Below are 19,185 nucleotides of genomic sequence, written 5' to 3' on the forward strand. Positions count from 1 at the left end.
TTTTAAGGAGGAAGAATGATGGAATTTAAAACACCGCAAATTAACCTTTACGTTGAAAATTTGGAAGTATCGAGGGAATTTTATGAAAGGCTTGGATTCAAATTAACTTTTACAGCAGAAATTGGCGGTAAAGCAGTACATCATGAATTTTTACTGGATGGTTTTAATTTAGGTATTGCCCTTAAAGAATCTGTAAGAGATGTTCATGGCATTACTCCTGGGAAGAATTCAGGGTGTGAAATTGTATTATGGACAGAAGATACGGATTCAGCGGTTCAATTTTTATTAGAAAATGGTGCCACATTATTATCTAAACCGCATCATTTTTTAGATGATAGATTGAGGTCTGCTTGGGTACAGGATCCTGATGGAAACCCGATTCAAATAGTATGTAAGAGAGGTTAGTAACCATTTGTCTGGCTTAACTTAGACTACGATTCCGAAGGAAGAATTAAAAACAAAAGCTCTCAAGAGTTCTTGTTCTCTTGAGAGCTTTTTCTTGTTGGGTTTGTTTACCATAAGTGCGCGACGTGAAAGGTAACCCTCGTTTCTTTACCTCCAGCTTTTCAATTTTGCAATTTCCAGCTTGGTTAGTTTAATCGTCTGATTGTAAAATCTGATCAAAAACTCAAGTTCTTCAATTGTATACATTTCAAGCAATTTTTCGAAAGCTTCTCCCATAGAATGGTACACTTTGTTAGTGGACGAAAGCTTTTCTTGATTAAACGTAACTATGACTTTTCGCCGGTCCTTAATATCGGGTGTGCGTTTTACGAAATTTCCTTGTTCCAGGCGGTCAATTACATTTGAAACCGCACCGGTAGTGAGGTTTAATCGTTCTGCAAGTTGTCCTGCTGTCAGAGGACCTTCTTGCAGAAGAGTCGATATTGTCTTCAGGTCAGTGATTCCTAAGCAAAGCTTTGCCGCAGCGGCTTGGTGAAAAAGAGCGGTTTCGGTGCTTAACGTTTGGGCTAAACTTTGAATTTGGTATATAAGATCTCTTCGTTTCTCAGAATTGTTCATACATAATTTCTCCTTTAACGATTGACGTTATTTATCTTAACGATTAAGATATTAATTAAGATAATAATAAAGATATTATAGCTAAATCCTTTAAAGTTCTCAAGAAGAGAGGTTGATCCTTTTGAAAATGTACACTAGCTTCTTAACCTCTAAAGACGGTACCAAGATTGGTTATCGCCAAATAGGGCAAGGCCCAGGGTTGATCATCGTTCATGGTACAATGGAATCGTCCTTAAGCCATATTGAATTGGCCGAATCACTTGCTGACAGATTTACTGTATTTTTGCCCGATCGCCGTGGACGTGGTCTTAGTGGTCCGTATATGAAAAACCACAGCATTCAGAGGGATGTGGAAGACCTCGGGGCTGTACTTACTCATACAGGTTCTCATTACGTAGTTGGTATTAGCTCAGGCGCTCTTATCTGTCTCGAAGCAGCCCTTTATTTGCCTTCCATTTGTAAAGCCGCATTGTTTGATCCGCCTCTAATTATTAATGGGTCCGTATCCGGTGACTTTATGGCTCGTTATGACAAAGAGATTTCAGAAGGCGACTTAGAGTCTGCATTGGTCACTGCTATGCTAGGGGGACAGATGGGGCCATCGATATTTAATTTTGTCCCTCGTTGGCTATTGAAAATGCTCACAAGGATGATGATGGCTAGTGAGGAGAAGAATACCCAGAAAGACGAAGTAACGATGAGGATGTTAGCCCCAACGATTCACTATGATTTTAATTTGTCCTTTGAATTGGAAGACAAGTATGAGAGATTTGGAGATATTAATGCTGAAGTCATATTGATGGGAGCAAGTAAAAGTCCACAATACTTCAAAATCGCCCTGGATGCCTTAGCGAAAATTTTACCTCATGCTAAACGTATCGAATTTGCCGGTCTTAATCACGGAGCTACAGGCAACACAAATAGAGGCGGCAAGCCCCAAATAGTTGCACAAGAATTGACCAAATTTTTTAAAACTGGGATATAACTAGAGGAGATCTGTGTAGTGAAATCTTCATAGATCATCGAGACTATACTGTTTCGGGAATCAATCGCTGGCTCGATTTTACACTGGAAATAGTGATAGTGAAGGCAGGAATAATTTACGAATGAAATAGTTGCTATTGATCCGGAATGGAACATTCATGGGTTTTTCTTTTGATGAAGGGTATGATAATCTCGATGTAACGATAAAAAAGAAACAAGTAAGTCTTTAGCAGTCATTGAAAATTGAATAAATTAGAAGTATAGGATTAAACCAAAAAGTCTTATTTCAAGCTCTTTCCTACATCTTTGTGCATGAAATGTCGGACAAATTGTTTTCATTTTTTTATAGATTCATATAGAAAGGAGTGAACTTATGGAATGGCTTAAAAGAATGAACAACGCATTGGATTATATTGAAAATAGTCTTGATGACGAGATTGACTATAAAAAGATTGCAGAAGCCGCGTACTGTTCCGAATATCATTTTTCAAGAATGTTTTCGTCCATTGCGGGTATATCGCTCTCCGAATATATTAGACGCAGACGATTAACGCTAGCAGCATTCGAAATACAAAAAAGTGATTTGCGGATAATTGACGTGGCTGTTAAGTATGGATATGTCTCGGCTGACTCGTTTTCAAGGGCTTTTCAGAAAACACACGGAATCAAACCTTCCGATGCACGTAGCAGTGGAGTGCAACTAAAAGCTTTTCCAAGAATCTCCTTTCAAATTTCTATTAAAGGAGATACAGAAATGGAGTACCGAATTGAGAAGCTTGATTATGAATTAAGATTAATAGGAAAGAGCAATACAGTAAAAACGAACCGAGCATTTAAAACAATTCCTACGCTTTGGAACAGTGCAAAAAAGGATGGATTTATGCAAGAATTAATCAATCTGTCGTGGGAAAATCCAAAATGTACACTCGAGAGTCTTTTAGGTGTATGTGGAAAAGAGGCTGCCATTACAGATGAAGAATTCGATTATTTCATGGGTGTACGATATGACGGGGAGCCTCCCAGTGGAATGGAAACTCTTATCATTCCTCCAAGTACATGGGCGGTTTTCCCGAACGTGGTAGAAGCGTGGAAACGTTTATATACCGAATGGGTACCTACCTCTGGATATGAACTTGCTAACTTGCCTTGTATTGAATGTTATTACGGACCAAAGCATAAACCAAGACATGAACTGTGGGTACCTGTTATATCTAAATAATTATGTTTACTATTAACTGTTCATCGAGAAGGGGTGGAAATGGCCAAAAAGGGGATATTTGTTAATATGCTGGCCATTATTTCATTCCCTTTCTTTCCTGTAAAAATGGGAGCTATTTTTCTCATAGAATTTATATTAATGATTTCAATAGCTGGTAACAAAAAACTTAGAGAGACTAAAGATCAGACAGCATGATCATTTATTAAATTGAATGTATGTTTTGTAATGTTGAACGAAGGGGGATTTGGTGAACAAAAAAATAGTGATTTTGTTCGTTTTAATAATACTTGTTATCATGTTTTGGTGGATTTTTAATTTAATAAGCCGTGATGGTGAGTTTACAAAGACGAGCCATGTAACAGCAGGGATAGAACATTTTGAAAAAAGAAAAGCAGTTTTTTTGGGTTATAATTTTTCTTGGAAAGGAATTGGGAAACCCATAATTGAAAAGATTGAATTTCTAAAAAGAGATGGAACAATTGTCGCAAAGGATGAAAATGATTTCCGTATTCAGCCCTTTATAGCAAGCACAGAAAGAATTGGAGTAATTGATGAAGAATACGTTGTTAATGAAGGGTTAGATGTTGATTTAATTCAAGTTAAAGGTTATCAGATAAATAAAAATTTTTATTTAGTATTACGTGTTGAATTCGATGGTACTAATCCGGATAATGATATAAAAATATTAAGAATTACGTATAAAAAATATGGAGTAACACAATATCAAAACATTCCATTCGATGGTGGAGTTATTATGGATGGATGGTGGAGTTATTATGGATGAAATATGATTTTACTAACGAGGGCGTTGATCCAAGAAGGATTGATGCTTTTTTGTTGCAGTTATTTGACAAACGAAGCAGGCAATGAAAGAAGGGAGAACGTATGTCAAGAGGAAAGGTTTCAAAATCACAAGTATTTCACTGACTCTAATCCCCGAATAATGACTGTGGGATAAGGCACGTTGGAACCAAATTAATAGTGATAATTTTTTATGAAATGGAAAAAAATAGTGATTAGGAAAGGAGGATTGTGAATGTCTGTGAAAAAGTGGTTAACAGGATTGGTTGTTTTGCCTGCAATGATTGTAGCTCCTGGCTCAATCGGCGTATTTGCCGAATCGGGCTTAGTAACACAGCCTATGGAGACGGTGAAACCGATTGAGGTTGAGTTGAACGATGATTACTTTAATCCGAAAGTCATCACTATTCCCAATGGAAAAACGACAACTTTGATATTAAAAAACAAAGGTAAGAAAGTGCACACCTTCACCGTGGAAAAGCTCAGAATTGACGCCGAAGTCCAGCCGGGAAATGAGAAAACCATTACCGTGAAACCGGATCAGCCCGGAACATATCAACTGATATGTCGGTACCATTTCAGGCAAGGAATGGTTGGAACAGTAATAGTCAGGTAAAAAGCAGGGCCAGTCGGGCCTTGCTTTTTTAATAGGAAACGGTAATTGGCTATTAAGATCCGACATCATTATAATCAACTAACCGGGGTTTAGTTGAATGTAAATGAAAAAAGGACCTCCAATCTGGAGGTCAAAATTTGTGAATATGGACATTTTTCTTAAAAAAACAGTATTAAAAAAGGGTACACCCTAGGCAGGTAAGTTTTCACAAGCGAGTCCGTCGTTGTCATTTCCGTCAAGTCTGTGAGGGTCTCCTGAACCAGAAGCTTCCATGAAAGCCTGTGCTTCTGCTTGTGTGTCAAAATCCCCACAATCACGGTCAGGACCGTTTGGATCATATTTCAAGCTTCCAGATCCAGAAGCCGGTTTTTCTTCAACAGGTTCCTTCGTAGAAACTACTTGTTCTTCGTAATGATATCCATGATCATGGTCAACGTGAGCATAGCCGGGAATAGACCAAACCCCAATGCCTTGGCTTCTGGCAATTTCTTGTTCTTTATGAAATTCATCGAGCATCGTCAGGTCGTTATAGAGATAAGCAGTTCTAGCTAAACCTTTTCTTAAGAGCATTTCTTGAATCGTTTCATTTCCAACAAAAACATATGCCAACATTCTGCCATAATGATCTCTTTCTTCTGTTCCGAGTTTAAGGCCTACATTTTTCCCTTCAAGCGTATCTTTAACAAACTGTGAAGCTTCTGGCCCATAGGGCTGAACCGGTTCAGAAGGGTGAACCGTTTCTGGCGTATCAACCAAAAGAAGACGAACATCTTCTACTGTGCCATCATCAAATTTTACTTCTAATGTGTCTCCATCAACTACCCTAGTAACCGTAACAGTTACTAGGCTTTTGTCTGTTTCTTTTGATTCAACAGAATCTTCACTTGAAGGCAGCTCAACTAGTTTTTTCCCTGTAGCTTGTTCAGGTACTTCTTTATCCTCAGTTGATTGATCTACACTAGGGTTTTTTTCGTTTTGTTTATCTTGCTTCACTGTATCATTTTTACCTTTTGCTTCATCTTCATTAATAATCTCATTTTTAACTGTTTCCTCATCTGATTTAACCTCTGCGGATTCAGGTTGAGCAAATGAAAGTGCAAGTACAAAACTAAGAATAAATCCAGATGCTACAATCCAGCCAGGCTTTGAAAAGGTAACTCTCCCATTTTTCTTCTGACGGATTTGGTATATTCCGAACAAAATAACAAGGATCGCAATCCATGCCAGTGGGGTTACTACGATTGTAGACAATAAATATAATCCTGCAAAAATAGCAATGATCCATTTAATCATAGGTTTTATAATGTTCAAAATATCACACCCTTTGCAATGCCAGATATTGAGCTTCTCTTTGTATTCGTTTTTCTTCTTTTTCAGCAAGAGCCTTTTCTTTAACATCTGCGGAAACAAATTCTTGTGCAAATAATTTTTTTAAGAAATTCAAAAGTATTTCCCCCTTAAATATTTCATTTTTATACAAATTGGTAAATACCTTTCATAAAATTAAAATTTTATATCATTTTTATTAAATTCCCTTAACAAGGGTAACAAAATCACCAGTAAAATTCGAGAAGAACTTCATTCCATGTAAAACACAGGTTTATTTAGAAGGTAATGGAAATTAGTGTGAACATTTTTAAAGATATTTCACAACAAAATGGTGGTTAATCCATTTAGAATTAACACACCCTTAAACAATTGATTTCATTTTTTAAATGAACTATTTATTTTCTTGGTACTACTTCTTTATTGAAAGTCCTTTTTAGTTCACCAGAATTCATATATACCGTTCCTACTGCAACTAAAAGCAACACTCCAGTAATCACGAATAAGCTTTGAACTGGCAGCATTCCTCCCAAGAAGCCCCCAATGATAGGACCGATCATGCCGCCGATTTGGTTTGAAGTTTGATTCAAGCTAAAAGCTCTGCCACGGAATTCTTCTGGTGTTGTTTTTACAACGAGCCCATTTAATGCTGGGAATACCGCACAGAAAAAGATACCGTACACAAATCGGATCAGAGAAAATCCCCATATTTCAGTAAATAGAATTTGCGCTATTGTACCAATTCCAGCACCTAACAGCCCTATAAATAAAACACGCTTAAATCCTACTTTATCAGCCCATTTTCCCCAACGAGGAGCAAATATAGCACTAGCGATACCAGGCAGTGAAATGACAACACCTGTCAGGAAAGTAGCATACTTTGAAGAACTGCCTAAATCCGCGATGTATAGCGGAAGAATCGGCTCAATTGTCATGATTGAACAACTGACAATCAGTGTTAAGATTAACACAAGTAAGAAGGGCCGATTGCTCAATCCGACTTTAAAATCATTTAATATAGAACCCTTTTCTTTGTTTGGTTTGAAATTTTCTTCTTTTACAAAAAAGATGATCAGAATCGTTGCAATACCAACAATAATCCCTGCCGTTGCAAACGCCAATCGATTTCCGACAAGCTCAGCCATACCACCGCCTAACAAGGGACCTAAAATCATTCCTGTTGCAGAAGCAGAAGATATATGGGAAAGGGCGTATCCTACTTTTTCGCTTGGCGTGTTTGTGCCAATTAATGTAATGGAACCAGGGATAAATCCGCTTAATAACCCCTGAAGCATTCTTAATGCTAATATTTGATAAGGGTTTGTGACAAAAGCCATTAATATATAGATGACAAAAAGGGCAAGTCCTGCACGAATAATCATCGGTTTTCTGCCGTATTTATCAGAAATCATTCCCCAAAAAGGGGTAGCAATCGCACCTGCAAAAAAAGCTGCACCAAAAATGAGTCCTGACCACAGCTCCGTATGGTCGTGCACTCCAATTTCTAATAGGAAGATTGGCAGAAAAGGAATGACCATAGAAAAACTTGCAGCTGTAAAGAAAACCCCAATCCAAAGCACCCATAAATTCCGTTGCCATGTAGGCATGTTTGTTCCATCTCCTAAGAAAAGCAAATGTAATTGAAAAATAATAGCTTAATAGTACCACGAAATTTCTATTCACGAAATATTCAATTTTAGAAATAATTAATTTAGGTGTGAAACAGGGGGACGGTTCTTGCGTTTCATGAAACGCAAGAACCGTCCCCCTGTTTCCTTCTGCAAAAACTAAAAAAAACACCTTCATGTGATTTTTCAACCACGATGAAGGTGTTCTTTTATTAGTTGGTTACGGGCGTCTTACTGGAATCAACAGGGGATGATTGACTATCTTTCATCCGGTTAAAGATCGTTGCCAAGATAGGCCCAGAGATATTATGCCATACACTAAAAATCGCACTCGGTACAGCTGATAACGGCGAAAAGTGAGCAGTAGCAATCGCAGCGCCTAAGCCTGAATTTTGCATACCGACTTCAATAGCAACCGCCTTTTTCTTTGATAAATCCATCTTAAAGAGTTTTCCAAACACATAACCTAATAAATAGCCAAGGACATTATGTAAAATGACAACAGCAAAGATAATAAGTCCAGTTTTTGCGATATTTTGCTGGTTGGCAGAGACCACAGCTGTAACAATAGCTACAATCGAAATAATCGAGACTAGCGGAAGGACCTTGACACTGGCTTGGGCTGGCCGATTAAAAAATTTCTTAACTAATACACCTAGAACAATCGGAACAATCACAATTTGTATGATTGAAAGAAATAGATCGGCAGGATCGACTGGGACCCATTGACTTGCTAGTAATAAAATAAGAGCCGGCGTTACAATGGGTGCAAGTAATGTTGTAACCGATGTAATCGTAACGCTTAGTGCAACATCCCCTTTTGCCAGGAACGTCATAACATTTGAAGCAGTTCCGCCAGGACAGCAGCCGACTAGAATAACACCAACCGCAATTTCCGGCGGCAGCTGTAACCCTTTAGCAAGCAAGAAAGCGAGACCGGGCATTATGACAAACTGACCGACTACTCCAATCGCCACATCTTTCGGACGTTTAAAAACTTCCTTAAAATCACCTGCTGAAAGCGTGAGTCCCATTCCAAACATAATAACCCCTAATAAAAGCGGAATGTGCGGTGCGATCCATGTAAATGCAGATGGCATGAAAAAAGAGAGGACTGCAAATAGAAGGACCCAGACTGCAAACGTGTTGCCGGCAAATTGACTTACTTTCTCTAAAGCTTTCATTTTTTACACCTCTTTAGTAGTTTTAATGATTAAAGTGTTTGTTTATTATATGTTTTTATTAGAATAAAAACAATAGTCAGAATGTTATGCGTTAAAAAATATGGTTGATTTTCTTTTAGAAGAGTCAGTTTTAAATATGATAAAATGATTCAGGAAGATTTCGTTGAATTAATAATTATGTTTTGAACCAATGCTAGCAAAGGAGCTGCTATTGCACCTCCTTTTTCTTTTTTAACAAAAAAACAATACAGCTTAGGAGATGTACATAGTATGAATAAAAAAGACGTTGCAAACATCCGAAAACAGTTCAAACTTGATAACGATCTAATGAATATCTCTGATATCTTTAATGTTTACATTAGGAAGGAAAGCAGTGAGATATTCCATCAAGAGAGTCAATTGTTCGGGATGCTTGACCGCGAGCAGCAGGAGTTATTTCTGAGTAACTTCAAAAAAGTTCTGACAGGTCAGATGGATTCGAAATTATTCGAATTGAAGTTTCAACAAAGGGAAGCAGAGGATCATGGACAGTCTATTCTTCTTCAAGGTTTGCAATCTAGTGAAATAGAAGACTGGAAAGAGCAAATGCTCCGAATCATTGAAAAAATGTTTAAAGACGTCCAATACAAATATGATGTTGTAGTTACCTTCATTCGCGGGAACTATTTTAAACCGACGAAAAATAGAAATGAAGAAGCCGAAGAGAGTGAACGGGATGAAGTCTATCAGCATTCTTTTATTCTCTGCAGTATTAATAAAACAGAAGAACCTCAAAAAACATTGTTGTTTGATTATGTTGAGAAGGTATTTAAGTATAATATTGTCGTAGATTCGATCATCAATCTCACATCTCCGGTGGGAGGATTTTTGTTCCCCTGTTTCACAGAAAACTCAGCAGATGTGAACCATATACTGTATTCAGTTGGCAAACCGAATAAACCAGATTCGCATTTTATTGAGGAAGTATTAAATGGTGAAATGATTATGACCGCACAGGAAGATAAAGAGGTATTTGAGGAAATTGTCAGAGAAGTTGCTGGAGATCAGCTTGATGCTTCCACGCTTGCTAATGTGTATGAGGAAATCAACCGTGTAATGGATGAAAATGAAGAAGAGGACCCGCCGAAACTGGATTATAAAGACGTAGAACGTGTATTAAAAATAAGCGGGGTCGAAGATGTAAGTACTGAAAAGGTTGAAAAGGCCTTTCAAAAGGTCATTGATGACGAAAAGTATGAGATTAAAGCCAATAACATTGTACCGAATTTCAAGTCAAAATCTATTAAGATTGACACGAAAGTAGCGAAAATCTCAATTAGTCCGCAAGATTTAAGATATGTGAAACAGGTTAATTATAATGGAAAACGCTGTTTATTAATCGAGATTGATGAAGATGCAGTGATTGAAGGGTTTAAGATGATTCCAGAGGTATTTTAGAAGGAGTTGGTTTTAAAGATATACAATTAAATAGCAGAGAAATAATAGAGACTGTCAGAGGGCGGTCTTTTTTTTATAAGAAAAATTACTATTTATAGTATCTTCCCTCGCTTCCACTCCTACTTTGAAAAAAATTATAAGATTGACAATAAGTATTGCGATTTGAAATAATACTCATTAGTAACATTACTTAAAAGTAAGTATTATGGAAGGTGATGAGTATTGAATACTGAAATAGGATCAAAAGGAAAAGAAAGCCGCAGGAGATTGCTTGAAACTGCTGCGATTGAATTCGCAACCCAAGGATTTCATGATACAAAAGTAAGTACAATTGTTAAAAAAGCAGGACTGACACAGCCTTCCTTCTATCTTTACTTTACAAGTAAAGAAGCCATCTTCGAGGAGTTAGTAACTAATTTTTACTCTAATTTAAGAAAGCTGACAGAGTCACTTCGCTTAGTAAGTGGAATAGAGCAAATTGATGTCTCAAAAAGAGTATTAGCTGCTGTGGAATCTGTTTTTCGGTTTCTTGGTAGTGACCCTCATTTAACAAGAATAGGTTTTTTTCTCAGTCCAGAAGCGATACAAATTAAAAGTAATTTAACGCTGGTTTTGAAAGAAAACTTACTTGCCGAACAACGGTTAGGCTATTTTAATCCAGAGCTAGATATGGATATCGTGGCTGAATGTCTAACGGGTATGATTGTTCACCTTACAAATTCATATTTGCTGCCTGGGACAAAAGATTCCGAAAGTCTTGCAGCACAAGTGGTAAACCTTTTAATTAATGGGATGCTTCCCAAGTAGTAGATTAAATACAAGCTTCACAAATGGAGTGATTAGATGATAACCATTTTCATGAAAGTTAGTTTAGCCGCTTTTATGTTAATAGGAGGGGTGATAAAGGTCTTACGTGTGCCGTTTCAAGTTGAACATTGGTTGCATTATCGATATCCATTATAGTTTCTTTCTGTTACAGGATTTCTCGAAATCGCTGGGGCACTGGGAATGGTAGGAGGGATTTGGAATCGTAATTTAGCGGTAGTTTCAGGAGTATTGTTCTTCATCCTCATGTTAGGAGCCATTCATGCGCACCTTTTCCGAGCCCGCCAATCTCTCATTATGACGGTTCCTGCAACTATTTGTTTATTTTTCTCTATCATTATCTTTTTTTGGAGTGGAAAGTAAGCTTTAGTCAAAACCCTTCTAGGTTAATTGGAAGGGAAAAAAGGAATAGAAAGTGGTAAGGAAATAGATCAGGAATAGGGGGATATTAGGTGAATCAAACAAATGCATTAAAAGAAACATATTACCAATCTAAATATCAGCTTGCTCAGCATGGGAAACGCAATATTCAAGTATTAAAAAATGCTTTTGAGAATAAGGATGGGAAATTGGAAAGTGATATGTATGGAGCAGGACAGGTGATTGAAGAGTTTCAAGAAAAAATGGCTGCATTATTAGGTAAGGAAAAGGCAGTATTTTTTCCAAGCGGGACGATGGCACAGCAGATCGCCCTACGAATCTGGTGTGATGAAAAAGGTGTAAGAAAAGTAGCTTATCATCCGCTTTGCCATCTAGAAATTCACGAAGAAGATGGGTTGAAAGAAATTCATCATATTGAAACGATCTTGCTCGCTGATAAAAGCCGTGTTATTGAAATGGCTGATGTGGCGGAAATGAGGGATGACGTTGCTTGTCTCCTGCTGGAATTGCCTCAGCGTGAAATAGGCGGTCAATTGCCGAGCTTTGAAATTTTGAAACAGATATCGGAGTATTGTAAAAAGAAAGGGATAAAGCTGCATTTGGATGGAGCCCGCTTATTAGAAGTTCTGCCATTTTATCAGAAGTCCGCAGCTGAAGTTTCAGCTCTTTTTGACAGCGTTTATATCTCTTTTTATAAAGGCATTGGCGGGATTGCAGGCGCAATATTAGCCGGTGACGGGGACTTTATTGCGAATGCGAAGATTTGGAAGAGACGCTATGGCGGGGACTTGATTAGTTTGTACCCTTACATTATTTCAGCTGATTATTATTTTGAGATGAGATCAACTAAAATGGGGCAGTATTATGAGGAAGCAAAGGAGCTAGCCGCGCTATTTAATTCATGCCACGACATTACAACAATTCCACTGGTTCCTGTTTCAAACATGTTCCATGTCCATTTTCTTTATGCTAAGGAGAAAGTGGAACCTGTATTAGCAGAAGTGCAGCAACAAACAGGAATTGGTATAACCAGTTATTTAAAAGATACTGATGAGAATACTTGTTACTTCGAGATTAGTCTGGGAGATCAGTATGGTATTGTGCCTAAGGCAGAGGTTAAACATTCATTTATATTGTTAGATAAACTCATGAAACAAAAATTCAATTAGTAGTACAACAGGTGTGTTCACATTAAGTGAAGGCACTTTTTTTATAAGTTATTCTTTAAAAAAATAATTTTCATTAGCGTATAAATTTTACCTGCTTATTCGTTATATTTATGAAAGATAGAAGAAGATTAGGGGGATTAAATAATGGTACAAAGTCCAATCAAAAACAAAATTAAGTCTGTTTTTATTCCAGTGAGAGATATCGAGAAAGCAAAAAACTGGTATTCAAAAATCTTAGGCATTCAAGATGGGGAGGTTATGTTTGACCATTTATTCGTGGCAGACATGGAAGGCGCTGGGATGGTTCTTGATACGATGCCGATGTGGCGAAATGAATATAAAGAGATCTCTACATTTCATGTACCAGCCATTCAATTTGCTACTGATGACATCCAAAGCTCTTACCAATTCATGAAGGAGAACGGAGTTGAACTTGTGACAGAAATCCAGCATGATCACTTTTTTGTTTTTAAAGATCCAGATGGAAACATGCTGATGGTTTGTCAGGATTAAATAATATTACGAAATAAAGGACCTAACTAGGTCCTTTATCCCTTTTGATTAGCCTTTATTTACGGATGTAAGTTTGTTATTTTTCTTCATTAATATAAACATTGCGACTCCGATTAATACAATTCCAGTCAGAACAAAGCCTTGATTGGCTGAAAGCTCTAATAACCCAGTAACCCCAGATCCAAATACAACTCCGAAGGAAAAGAAGGCGTAAAAGTATCCATACGCTTTGCCGCGGTGTGTTTCGACTGTAGCTTCAATCAATAAGGTGTTAAGGGAGGGAAATAAAAAGGCAAACCCTACTCCATAAAGCGCCATTAAAACATAGAGAATAGAAATATTCTGGCTGCTGCTGATTAATATCAGACTAAGTCCCATCGCTGTCATTCCTGAGCTCAACGTTTTGATCGGCTTTATAATATCAAATAAACGGTTGATCGGAAGTACGAATACAAGAACTGCTACTATTCCAAATGTACTTAACATCATTCCGCTCGTTCGTGTATCAAAGCCTAGCTGATCTACTTTTAATGGCAGCATATACGCTAGTACCCCTTGAGAAAACATCAAGAAAAACGCGCCTGCAAAAGATTTTATGATCAGAGGATTATGGAACAAGGATCGTACTGGCAGACGTTCCAATTGATTTTCACCAGCTGATCTTTTTTGATTTTTCGGCAATAAAAATAGAGCTAATCCAGCCAGTAATAGCATAAATGCAGCTGTCATCGATAAAACCGTGATTTCATTCGTTTGGCTGGCAACAATCCCGCTAAATGCTGGTCCAATGATCGCTGCTAACCCGACAAATGCTCCTGTTAGTGCTGAGCTTTTTCCTTTTTTCTCTCTATCCGCTGAATTAGCTAAGTAAGTAAAAGCGGCAGGAGCAATTAAACCCGCTGATAATCCGTGTAAAAATCGAATCATTAATAAAAGCCATGCGTTAGTAGCTAGAGAGTAGAGTATAAGAATAACCCCGGTCAGGAATAACCCCGTTTTTAAAATAAAGGATGGTCCTCTTTTATCCGTTATAAATCCTGATGCTACATTTCCGACTGTATTGGAAAAAGAGTACATTCCAACGGCTAACCCGGTTAAAAAAGGAGTTGCGCCCAGTGAAGTGGCAAGGGGCGTGATTATAGGAAGCTGTGCAAATAAATCAAAGAAAGAACAAAAGATAATCAGAAAAACAAATACACGAATCATCGAGCCGCCTCCACTTAAAATACTATCTCAATCATCGCTTTTTCTTAAATAATAGGCAAGTATTTCGATGAAGAGGTTTGCTAATTTGTAACAAATGTGATTATATTTCCTTATTTCAATCATTTATATCTTATATAATGAAAGAAAGAGTGCCTCCCTATAAAACAGCTGCTGAGAGATGATAACAGTGATGGCAGTTATATTTTATAAATTTATTGTCTATATTCATATTTTTAGTGCGATTTTATCCATTGGACCTTTCTTTGTGCTACTGCCTCTTCTGAAAAAGTTGCGGAGCGCAGAGATCGAAGAAATCCCACCTTATTTGAATGTCTTCACATCATCCATTAGACTCGTCAAACATGCAGGGCATGTCCTGGTCATTTCAGGAGTGCTGCTTATTTATATGGGTGGATGGCCATGGAGCACTACATGGATTGTCATGACGCTGGTTGTTATGTTTAGTTCGATCATCTTTTTGGCCCGGGCTTTTACGCCGACTATAAAGAAGTTCGCCGAACCTGATTTTGATCAGGGGCAATTAGCTGAAAAACTAAGGAGGTCTGTGTGGGTTTATATTGTTTTATTGTTAGTGATGCTTTGGTTTATGGTAGTTAAGCCGGTATGGTGGTAGAGGTGGTTAGTCTCGGTAGCGGGTGATTTACTCTCGGTAGCGAGTAATTTTATCTTGGTTCAGGTAGATTACAACCCATTAACCTGTTTTTTATTCAATAGGAATTTTTAAACTTCTTAAATCCATCCAATAAACTCTATTTCGAAAGCTTCCTTCTTGTTTTAACTCCATACCCTTTAAAATACGTGTTGCAGCGTGAATGTTATCCACCCCCAAAAACTCCCGGCAATCCCGATTCGTCATCTTCCCGCCGAATAACAAGAACCACTCTTTAACAGCCTGATAATGTGCTACCCTACTCTTATACCCGCAACTTTCACACACCCATTTTTTTAAATGTTTCCGCATCCCGAAGACACCACATTTTGCACACTTTACTCCAGTCTGGAAATCTTTTTTAGAAATGCCATTCGTATTTGCAAGGGGATTCGGTACATAAATGCTGTGACTCTTCTTGATTTCTGAGGTAATCCATTGGAATGTTTTATTGTCTATACTTTTACTTTTATGCTCCTCTAACAATTTTTTAATAAACGCAGGAATTAATTTTGGGTATAAAATTGTAGCTGCAGCTGGGGATTTTTCTACAATTTGTTTGGGGTATGCCGAAACAATAGCTCCAATCACAGGTAAATCAATTCCTCTCTTCATTAACCACGTAGAAAATAGTTCACAGTTTCTCTCAAGTTGGGACACTGGACTATCAAATCCATCTTTACTGCCATCCGGATTGGTTCGAATTAAATGTGGATCGTCATTAAACGTTAAAATCCCGCTAATGTTTTTAACTTCTAAAACCAGCACATAAGAAGGAGTTATTATGGTAACATCTAATTGGAAATATTCACTCAAAAAGAGGTGTAAATCGAAGAATATACGAGTGTCAAAGGAAAAAGGGGCATACCTTAATGTATCTTCAACTCTTTTTTCGCCGCCAATACCTGAGTCTAAAGCAGCGTATCTGTCTAACAAGATTTTATATTTCGGGTGAGTATCAGGAAGCCTGCAAATTGCTGCACTCAAACTGTCCAAACTTAATGACTCTGTTCTAATTTTTACAATTATAGTTAAAGCACCTCCAAGTCTGTTCTAGTAATTTACTACACTTTATACTTTAAAGGAAGGGGAACTGGTTTTGAACTATGAATATATAATTTATCAATCACTGCCTTCTAAAGATATATTAAATAGCATTCAAAACCTGCATAGAACCATTTTCGGTTCATCCGATGATTTGATTAAAAAAATGACAGCTAAACCCAAATTATTAATGATCACCACAATGGAAGATGATAAAGTGATTGGCTATAAAATCGGATATGAATTGGAACAACATAAATTTTACAGCTGGTTAGGCGGAGTGGACCCTGCTTACAGAAATCTGGGTATTGCATCAGTGTTAATGGAAAAGCAACATCAATATTTAAAGCAAAATAGTTATAATATTGTTCAAACGAAAACGATGAATAAATGGCGGAATATGTTAATCTTAAATATTAAAAATGGGTTTGATGTCATAGAAACATATACTGATGAAAAAGGACGCCATAAAATTATTCTTGAAAAAAATTTGCTTGATTAAAAAATTTACGCTCAGAGCTATCAAACTCTGAGCGTTTTCTCTTAATCTATGTTTTATCATTCAACTTGATCCAACCGCTCCCATTTAATCGTCAGCTCAAAAATAATCGAAAACAGCATTCCCATCAACATTCCATTAGATATGAAAGGCTGTATCAGGGCTGGCAGGCTGCTATATATTTCAACGGGCAGGTTCATTAAGCTGACGCCAAATAAAAATGGAATGGCTAATCTAAAAATCGTATTGGATGTAAACGTTGCTCCATTTAGACTGCTATATGCTGTTCCGAATAATTGAAGATAGGAGACTAACAGTACAGCATTTCCAATCGTTATTGGCAACGTTGCCAGGAATGAACCGAATAGCGGGATTAATCCCATTAGAGTTAAAAGTGCGCCCCCCAGATAAAACGGTTTTCGTTCGTAAATTCGCGTGCTTTGTAAAAAGCCAATCGTAGACGTAAATGGCGTATAAGGAACAAGACCAAACCCAGATGCAAAAAACGAATAAATTCCGGTTAAAAGCATTGATTTTCGATACTGAACGGGTTTTGCTTTTTCTTTAAAAATTTTTGCAGCTGAATCAATCGATGCAATTGTATTGCTAATATTCAATAACCCCGTAAAAAAAGTTACAATAATGATTCCTATTTCTAAATTCGGCTTTCCAAGAGGAAACAATTTAAACGATCCACCATTTAGATTGGCAGAGGCTGTGTCTTCAGGAAACAATAATACATATAAAATCCACCCTACAACAATTCCTATTAAAATGGAAAAATTACTAATCAATGTATTGCCTTTTATTTTTAATATAATGACTAATATGACGATGAAGACGGATAATAAGCTTACTGGGATATCGATTGTGCCGTCTGCTTCTTTTCCTAACATTCCTTCAAAAAAAATAAAGATTAATTGAAACGACAGGAGGAATAAGTATACCGAAGCCACCATAGGCGAAAAAATTCGCTGAACCCAAGAAACTAAATTAAAAGTTACGATGAGAAGAGCGGCGACGGCATACAGCAGGATTCCTGTTGCGATCCCTCCGCCAATTTCGGTTAGGCTTAATCCAAGGGCAGAAGCAGAAAGACTTAAGTTAAGCATAACTCCCCAAAAAAGCCCTGAATGACCTTCCATAATTGGATATTGATGACCAAATCTTGCTTGAAGTATACAAGCAATTCCTGTAAAGATAAGAGTGGTTTTAACCATCATTGCAATATCTGCAGCTGGAAGTTCAAAAGCAGTTCCGATGGAGAGAGGAACTACTATAGTATTAGCAAAAATAAAAAATAGCCATTGAATCGAGGAAAAGAGAGTAATAGAGTTCCTCATCATGTCACCACTTTCTACAATTCTAAGAAGATTATTCATGTTTCCCCTACATATTATAGTCCTTTTATTTTATATAGCAATTTCAAACTTCATACCCTACTAAACCTAATTCGTCTTTTCTAAGAAATGGAATTAGTATATAGTAAGGGTTAAGAAATGGGAGACCAAAAAGAATGGGGTTACAATCTTGAATAGACTCGAGTTCATTCGGAATGAAGAAAAGAAATACCATGATTTCTGTTATAACCACTTTTCCTTGTTCGAGGAAGGATCGTGGCTGGCGAAACCAGTCAAAACCGTTATAGATCTCATGTCATTTTTTGAAATCAAAAATAATGTACAAGTGCTTGATTTGGGCTGTGGCGTGGGGAGAAACAGCATTCCCGTTGCTGAAAAGCTTAAAAACAGTTATGGTAAGGTGGTATGCGTCGACTTCCTCGATTCAGCTATTGAAAAGCTGAAGTTCTATAGCCTTCAATATGGAGTCGAACACATCATTCATGCCGAAAAAGCTGATATTGGAACGTATTTTATTGAGCCCCATCAATATGATTTCATTGTAGCTATATCAAGTCTTGAGCATGTGGAATCAGAGAGCGTGTTTGATAAAGTTTTACATAGAATTGCAAGCGGGACTAAACCTGGCGGTATTGCATGCTTTATTATTAATTCAGAGGTTCAAGAGATTGATAGAATCACTAATGAATATCTGGATGCCTTAATGGAAATAAATCTTCTAACTGATTCTGTGCTTGCGAAGTTAGATCATGTTTTTCAGAACTGGAAGGTACTGATGGAGCTTGTAAAACCGCTAGAATACGAGATAACCCGAAATCATAGATCAATTCTGTTAACTACCAATGCGATAACTTTTGTTGCTAGGAAAGGGAATGAAAAATGAAATTATGGCAAGGTGCAGCAGGATTATGTGTTAATAACGAGAATAAAATTTTAATGGTATTGCAAGGGAGACCAGATGAGGAGAAGACATGGTCGATTCCATCCGGACAAAAAAATCAAAATGAAACGTTCGAAGAATGCTGCGCTAGAGAAATGTTTGAAGAAACCGGGTATCAGGTTGAGGTCATGGAAGAATTTTTTGTGAAAAAGGGAGAAAATAGCGAGTGGATTTTTGAAGTTCGATACTTTTATACAAAATGGATAGGCGGGGAAAGGAAATTCCAAGATCCAGATCAGCTAATTTATGATATCGCTTGGAAATCGGCAGATGAGATAGAAAATTTGGAACTAACTTATCCGGAAGATCGGGACCTCTTAAATCGAATCGTTACAAATAAGGGGATAAAATGATTGGTT

Annotated in this window: 22 protein-coding genes and 1 pseudogene; 15 read left to right on the forward strand and 8 right to left on the reverse strand. The window is 37.3% G+C overall.

Going from position 1 to position 19,185, the window contains the following annotated elements; all coding sequences use genetic code 11:
• The first annotated feature begins 18 nt into the window (after positions 1 to 18).
• The gene (locus tag CRO56_RS18590; protein WP_179714353.1) at positions 19 to 405 is read left to right on the forward strand and encodes a VOC family protein; all 387 of its coding nucleotides are present in this window, start codon (positions 19 to 21) and stop codon (positions 403 to 405) included.
• Positions 406 to 552: 147 nt separating this feature from the next.
• Here the strand turns inward: CRO56_RS18590 and CRO56_RS18595 are convergent, their stop codons facing one another.
• The gene (locus tag CRO56_RS18595) at positions 553 to 1,023 is read right to left on the reverse strand and encodes a MarR family winged helix-turn-helix transcriptional regulator (protein ID WP_097160125.1); all 471 of its coding nucleotides are present in this window, start codon (positions 1,021 to 1,023) and stop codon (positions 553 to 555) included.
• 127 nt (positions 1,024 to 1,150) lie between these two features.
• Between CRO56_RS18595 and CRO56_RS18600 the strand changes: the two genes are divergently transcribed.
• The 5 genes from CRO56_RS18600 to CRO56_RS18615 all read left to right on the forward strand — a co-directional run bounded on the left by CRO56_RS18600 (position 1,151) and on the right by CRO56_RS18615 (position 4,643).
• Positions 1,151 to 2,008 (forward strand): alpha/beta fold hydrolase, encoded by an 858-nt coding sequence (locus tag CRO56_RS18600; RefSeq protein ID WP_245856000.1) that lies wholly within the window; start codon positions 1,151 to 1,153, stop codon positions 2,006 to 2,008.
• A 372-nt stretch (positions 2,009 to 2,380) separates the two neighbouring features.
• On the forward strand, positions 2,381 to 3,226 hold the full coding sequence (locus CRO56_RS18605) for an AraC family transcriptional regulator (RefSeq protein ID WP_097160127.1): 846 nt from the start codon (positions 2,381 to 2,383) through the stop codon (positions 3,224 to 3,226).
• Between the two features lie 39 nt (positions 3,227 to 3,265).
• Positions 3,266 to 3,421: a hypothetical protein gene (locus CRO56_RS23010; protein WP_179714354.1), complete on the forward strand. Its 156-nt coding sequence runs from the start codon at positions 3,266 to 3,268 to the stop codon at positions 3,419 to 3,421.
• A gap of 52 nt (positions 3,422 to 3,473) precedes the next feature.
• Positions 3,474 to 4,010: a hypothetical protein gene (locus tag CRO56_RS18610; protein ID WP_097160128.1), complete on the forward strand. Its 537-nt coding sequence runs from the start codon at positions 3,474 to 3,476 to the stop codon at positions 4,008 to 4,010.
• A 252-nt stretch (positions 4,011 to 4,262) separates the two neighbouring features.
• On the forward strand, positions 4,263 to 4,643 hold the full coding sequence (locus tag CRO56_RS18615) for a cupredoxin domain-containing protein (RefSeq protein WP_097160129.1): 381 nt from the start codon (positions 4,263 to 4,265) through the stop codon (positions 4,641 to 4,643).
• 189 nt (positions 4,644 to 4,832) lie between these two features.
• Here CRO56_RS18615 and CRO56_RS18620 read toward each other — a convergent pair whose 3' ends face one another.
• The 4 genes from CRO56_RS18620 to CRO56_RS18630 all read right to left on the reverse strand — a co-directional run bounded on the left by CRO56_RS18620 (position 4,833) and on the right by CRO56_RS18630 (position 8,781).
• Positions 4,833 to 5,954 carry a thermonuclease family protein gene (locus CRO56_RS18620; protein WP_179714355.1) on the reverse strand — a complete coding sequence of 374 codons (1,122 nt, stop codon included), beginning with the start codon at positions 5,952 to 5,954 and terminating at the stop codon, positions 4,833 to 4,835.
• Positions 5,955 to 5,958: 4 nt separating this feature from the next.
• Positions 5,959 to 6,087, reverse strand: coding sequence for a hypothetical protein (locus tag CRO56_RS23460; RefSeq protein WP_281257335.1), 129 nt, complete (start codon positions 6,085 to 6,087; stop codon positions 5,959 to 5,961).
• Between the two features lie 280 nt (positions 6,088 to 6,367).
• A complete protein-coding gene (locus CRO56_RS18625; protein WP_097160131.1) occupies positions 6,368 to 7,576 on the reverse strand; it encodes an MFS transporter in 1,209 nt (402 codons plus the stop codon).
• A gap of 233 nt (positions 7,577 to 7,809) precedes the next feature.
• Positions 7,810 to 8,781 carry a bile acid:sodium symporter family protein gene (locus CRO56_RS18630; protein WP_097160132.1) on the reverse strand — a complete coding sequence of 324 codons (972 nt, stop codon included), beginning with the start codon at positions 8,779 to 8,781 and terminating at the stop codon, positions 7,810 to 7,812.
• Positions 8,782 to 9,051: 270 nt separating this feature from the next.
• Here CRO56_RS18630 and CRO56_RS18635 point away from each other — a divergent pair, with 270 nt between their 5' ends.
• From CRO56_RS18635 to CRO56_RS18655, 5 genes and pseudogenes are all read left to right on the forward strand, one after another.
• The gene (locus tag CRO56_RS18635) at positions 9,052 to 10,218 is read left to right on the forward strand and encodes a DUF4317 domain-containing protein (RefSeq protein ID WP_097160133.1); all 1,167 of its coding nucleotides are present in this window, start codon (positions 9,052 to 9,054) and stop codon (positions 10,216 to 10,218) included.
• 234 nt (positions 10,219 to 10,452) lie between these two features.
• A complete protein-coding gene (locus CRO56_RS18640) occupies positions 10,453 to 11,025 on the forward strand; it encodes a TetR/AcrR family transcriptional regulator (RefSeq protein ID WP_245856003.1) in 573 nt (190 codons plus the stop codon).
• 36 nt (positions 11,026 to 11,061) lie between these two features.
• Positions 11,062 to 11,406 (forward strand): annotated as a pseudogene (locus tag CRO56_RS18645) (DoxX family protein).
• 89 nt (positions 11,407 to 11,495) lie between these two features.
• A complete protein-coding gene (locus CRO56_RS18650) occupies positions 11,496 to 12,593 on the forward strand; it encodes a threonine aldolase family protein (protein WP_097160135.1) in 1,098 nt (365 codons plus the stop codon).
• A 144-nt stretch (positions 12,594 to 12,737) separates the two neighbouring features.
• Positions 12,738 to 13,106 carry a VOC family protein gene (locus tag CRO56_RS18655; protein ID WP_097160136.1) on the forward strand — a complete coding sequence of 123 codons (369 nt, stop codon included), beginning with the start codon at positions 12,738 to 12,740 and terminating at the stop codon, positions 13,104 to 13,106.
• 48 nt (positions 13,107 to 13,154) lie between these two features.
• Here CRO56_RS18655 and CRO56_RS18660 read toward each other — a convergent pair whose 3' ends face one another.
• Entirely contained in the window at positions 13,155 to 14,312 is a 1,158-nt protein-coding gene (locus tag CRO56_RS18660) for an MFS transporter (RefSeq protein WP_342745901.1), read from the reverse strand.
• Positions 14,313 to 14,502: 190 nt separating this feature from the next.
• On the opposite strand from CRO56_RS18660, the gene CRO56_RS18665 reads away from it, so the two are divergent.
• Entirely contained in the window at positions 14,503 to 14,946 is a 444-nt protein-coding gene (locus tag CRO56_RS18665) for a DUF2269 family protein (RefSeq protein ID WP_097160264.1), read from the forward strand.
• A 90-nt stretch (positions 14,947 to 15,036) separates the two neighbouring features.
• Here CRO56_RS18665 and CRO56_RS18670 read toward each other — a convergent pair whose 3' ends face one another.
• Entirely contained in the window at positions 15,037 to 15,978 is a 942-nt protein-coding gene (locus CRO56_RS18670; protein ID WP_245855977.1) for a nuclease-related domain-containing protein, read from the reverse strand.
• A 103-nt stretch (positions 15,979 to 16,081) separates the two neighbouring features.
• Between CRO56_RS18670 and CRO56_RS18675 the strand changes: the two genes are divergently transcribed.
• The gene (locus CRO56_RS18675) at positions 16,082 to 16,528 is read left to right on the forward strand and encodes a GNAT family N-acetyltransferase (protein ID WP_245855979.1); all 447 of its coding nucleotides are present in this window, start codon (positions 16,082 to 16,084) and stop codon (positions 16,526 to 16,528) included.
• A 56-nt stretch (positions 16,529 to 16,584) separates the two neighbouring features.
• Here CRO56_RS18675 and CRO56_RS18680 read toward each other — a convergent pair whose 3' ends face one another.
• Positions 16,585 to 17,907 carry a uracil/xanthine transporter gene (locus CRO56_RS18680; RefSeq protein WP_245855981.1) on the reverse strand — a complete coding sequence of 441 codons (1,323 nt, stop codon included), beginning with the start codon at positions 17,905 to 17,907 and terminating at the stop codon, positions 16,585 to 16,587.
• A gap of 148 nt (positions 17,908 to 18,055) precedes the next feature.
• On the opposite strand from CRO56_RS18680, the gene CRO56_RS18685 reads away from it, so the two are divergent.
• Positions 18,056 to 18,769, forward strand: a complete 714-nt coding sequence (locus CRO56_RS18685; RefSeq protein ID WP_097160137.1) for a class I SAM-dependent methyltransferase — start codon at positions 18,056 to 18,058, stop codon at positions 18,767 to 18,769.
• Positions 18,766 to 19,179, forward strand: a complete 414-nt coding sequence (locus CRO56_RS18690; RefSeq protein ID WP_097160138.1) for an NUDIX hydrolase — start codon at positions 18,766 to 18,768, stop codon at positions 19,177 to 19,179. The genes CRO56_RS18685 and CRO56_RS18690 overlap by 4 nt, the downstream gene beginning before the upstream one ends.
• Positions 19,180 to 19,185 lie beyond the last annotated feature (6 nt).

It is taken from the genome of Bacillus oleivorans (genome assembly GCF_900207585.1).
In the GTDB taxonomy this organism is placed as follows: Bacteria; Bacillota; Bacilli; order Bacillales; family JC228; genus Bacillus_BF; species Bacillus_BF oleivorans.

Excerpts from the sequence above, each read along its gene's own strand:
- CRO56_RS18615 (WP_097160129.1), top strand. The coding sequence starts at position 4,263 with ATGTCTGTGAAAAAGTGGTTAACAGGATTGGTTGTTTTGCCTGCAATG.
- CRO56_RS18655 (WP_097160136.1), top strand. The coding sequence starts at position 12,738 with ATGGTACAAAGTCCAATCAAAAACAAAATTAAGTCTGTTTTTATTCCA.
- CRO56_RS18595 (WP_097160125.1), bottom strand. The coding sequence starts at position 1,023 with ATGAACAATTCTGAGAAACGAAGAGATCTTATATACCAAATTCAAAGT.
- CRO56_RS18690 (WP_097160138.1), top strand. The coding sequence starts at position 18,766 with ATGAAATTATGGCAAGGTGCAGCAGGATTATGTGTTAATAACGAGAAT.
- CRO56_RS18600 (WP_245856000.1), top strand. The coding sequence starts at position 1,151 with ATGTACACTAGCTTCTTAACCTCTAAAGACGGTACCAAGATTGGTTAT.
- CRO56_RS18660 (WP_342745901.1), bottom strand. The coding sequence starts at position 14,312 with ATGATTCGTGTATTTGTTTTTCTGATTATCTTTTGTTCTTTCTTTGAT.
- CRO56_RS18625 (WP_097160131.1), bottom strand. The coding sequence starts at position 7,576 with ATGCCTACATGGCAACGGAATTTATGGGTGCTTTGGATTGGGGTTTTC.
- CRO56_RS18665 (WP_097160264.1), top strand. The coding sequence starts at position 14,503 with ATGGCAGTTATATTTTATAAATTTATTGTCTATATTCATATTTTTAGT.
- CRO56_RS18635 (WP_097160133.1), top strand. The coding sequence starts at position 9,052 with ATGAATAAAAAAGACGTTGCAAACATCCGAAAACAGTTCAAACTTGAT.
- CRO56_RS23010 (WP_179714354.1), top strand. The coding sequence starts at position 3,266 with ATGGCCAAAAAGGGGATATTTGTTAATATGCTGGCCATTATTTCATTC.
- CRO56_RS18590 (WP_179714353.1), top strand. The coding sequence starts at position 19 with ATGGAATTTAAAACACCGCAAATTAACCTTTACGTTGAAAATTTGGAA.
- CRO56_RS18630 (WP_097160132.1), bottom strand. The coding sequence starts at position 8,781 with ATGAAAGCTTTAGAGAAAGTAAGTCAATTTGCCGGCAACACGTTTGCA.
- CRO56_RS18605 (WP_097160127.1), top strand. The coding sequence starts at position 2,381 with ATGGAATGGCTTAAAAGAATGAACAACGCATTGGATTATATTGAAAAT.
- CRO56_RS18680 (WP_245855981.1), bottom strand. The coding sequence starts at position 17,907 with ATGAATAATCTTCTTAGAATTGTAGAAAGTGGTGACATGATGAGGAAC.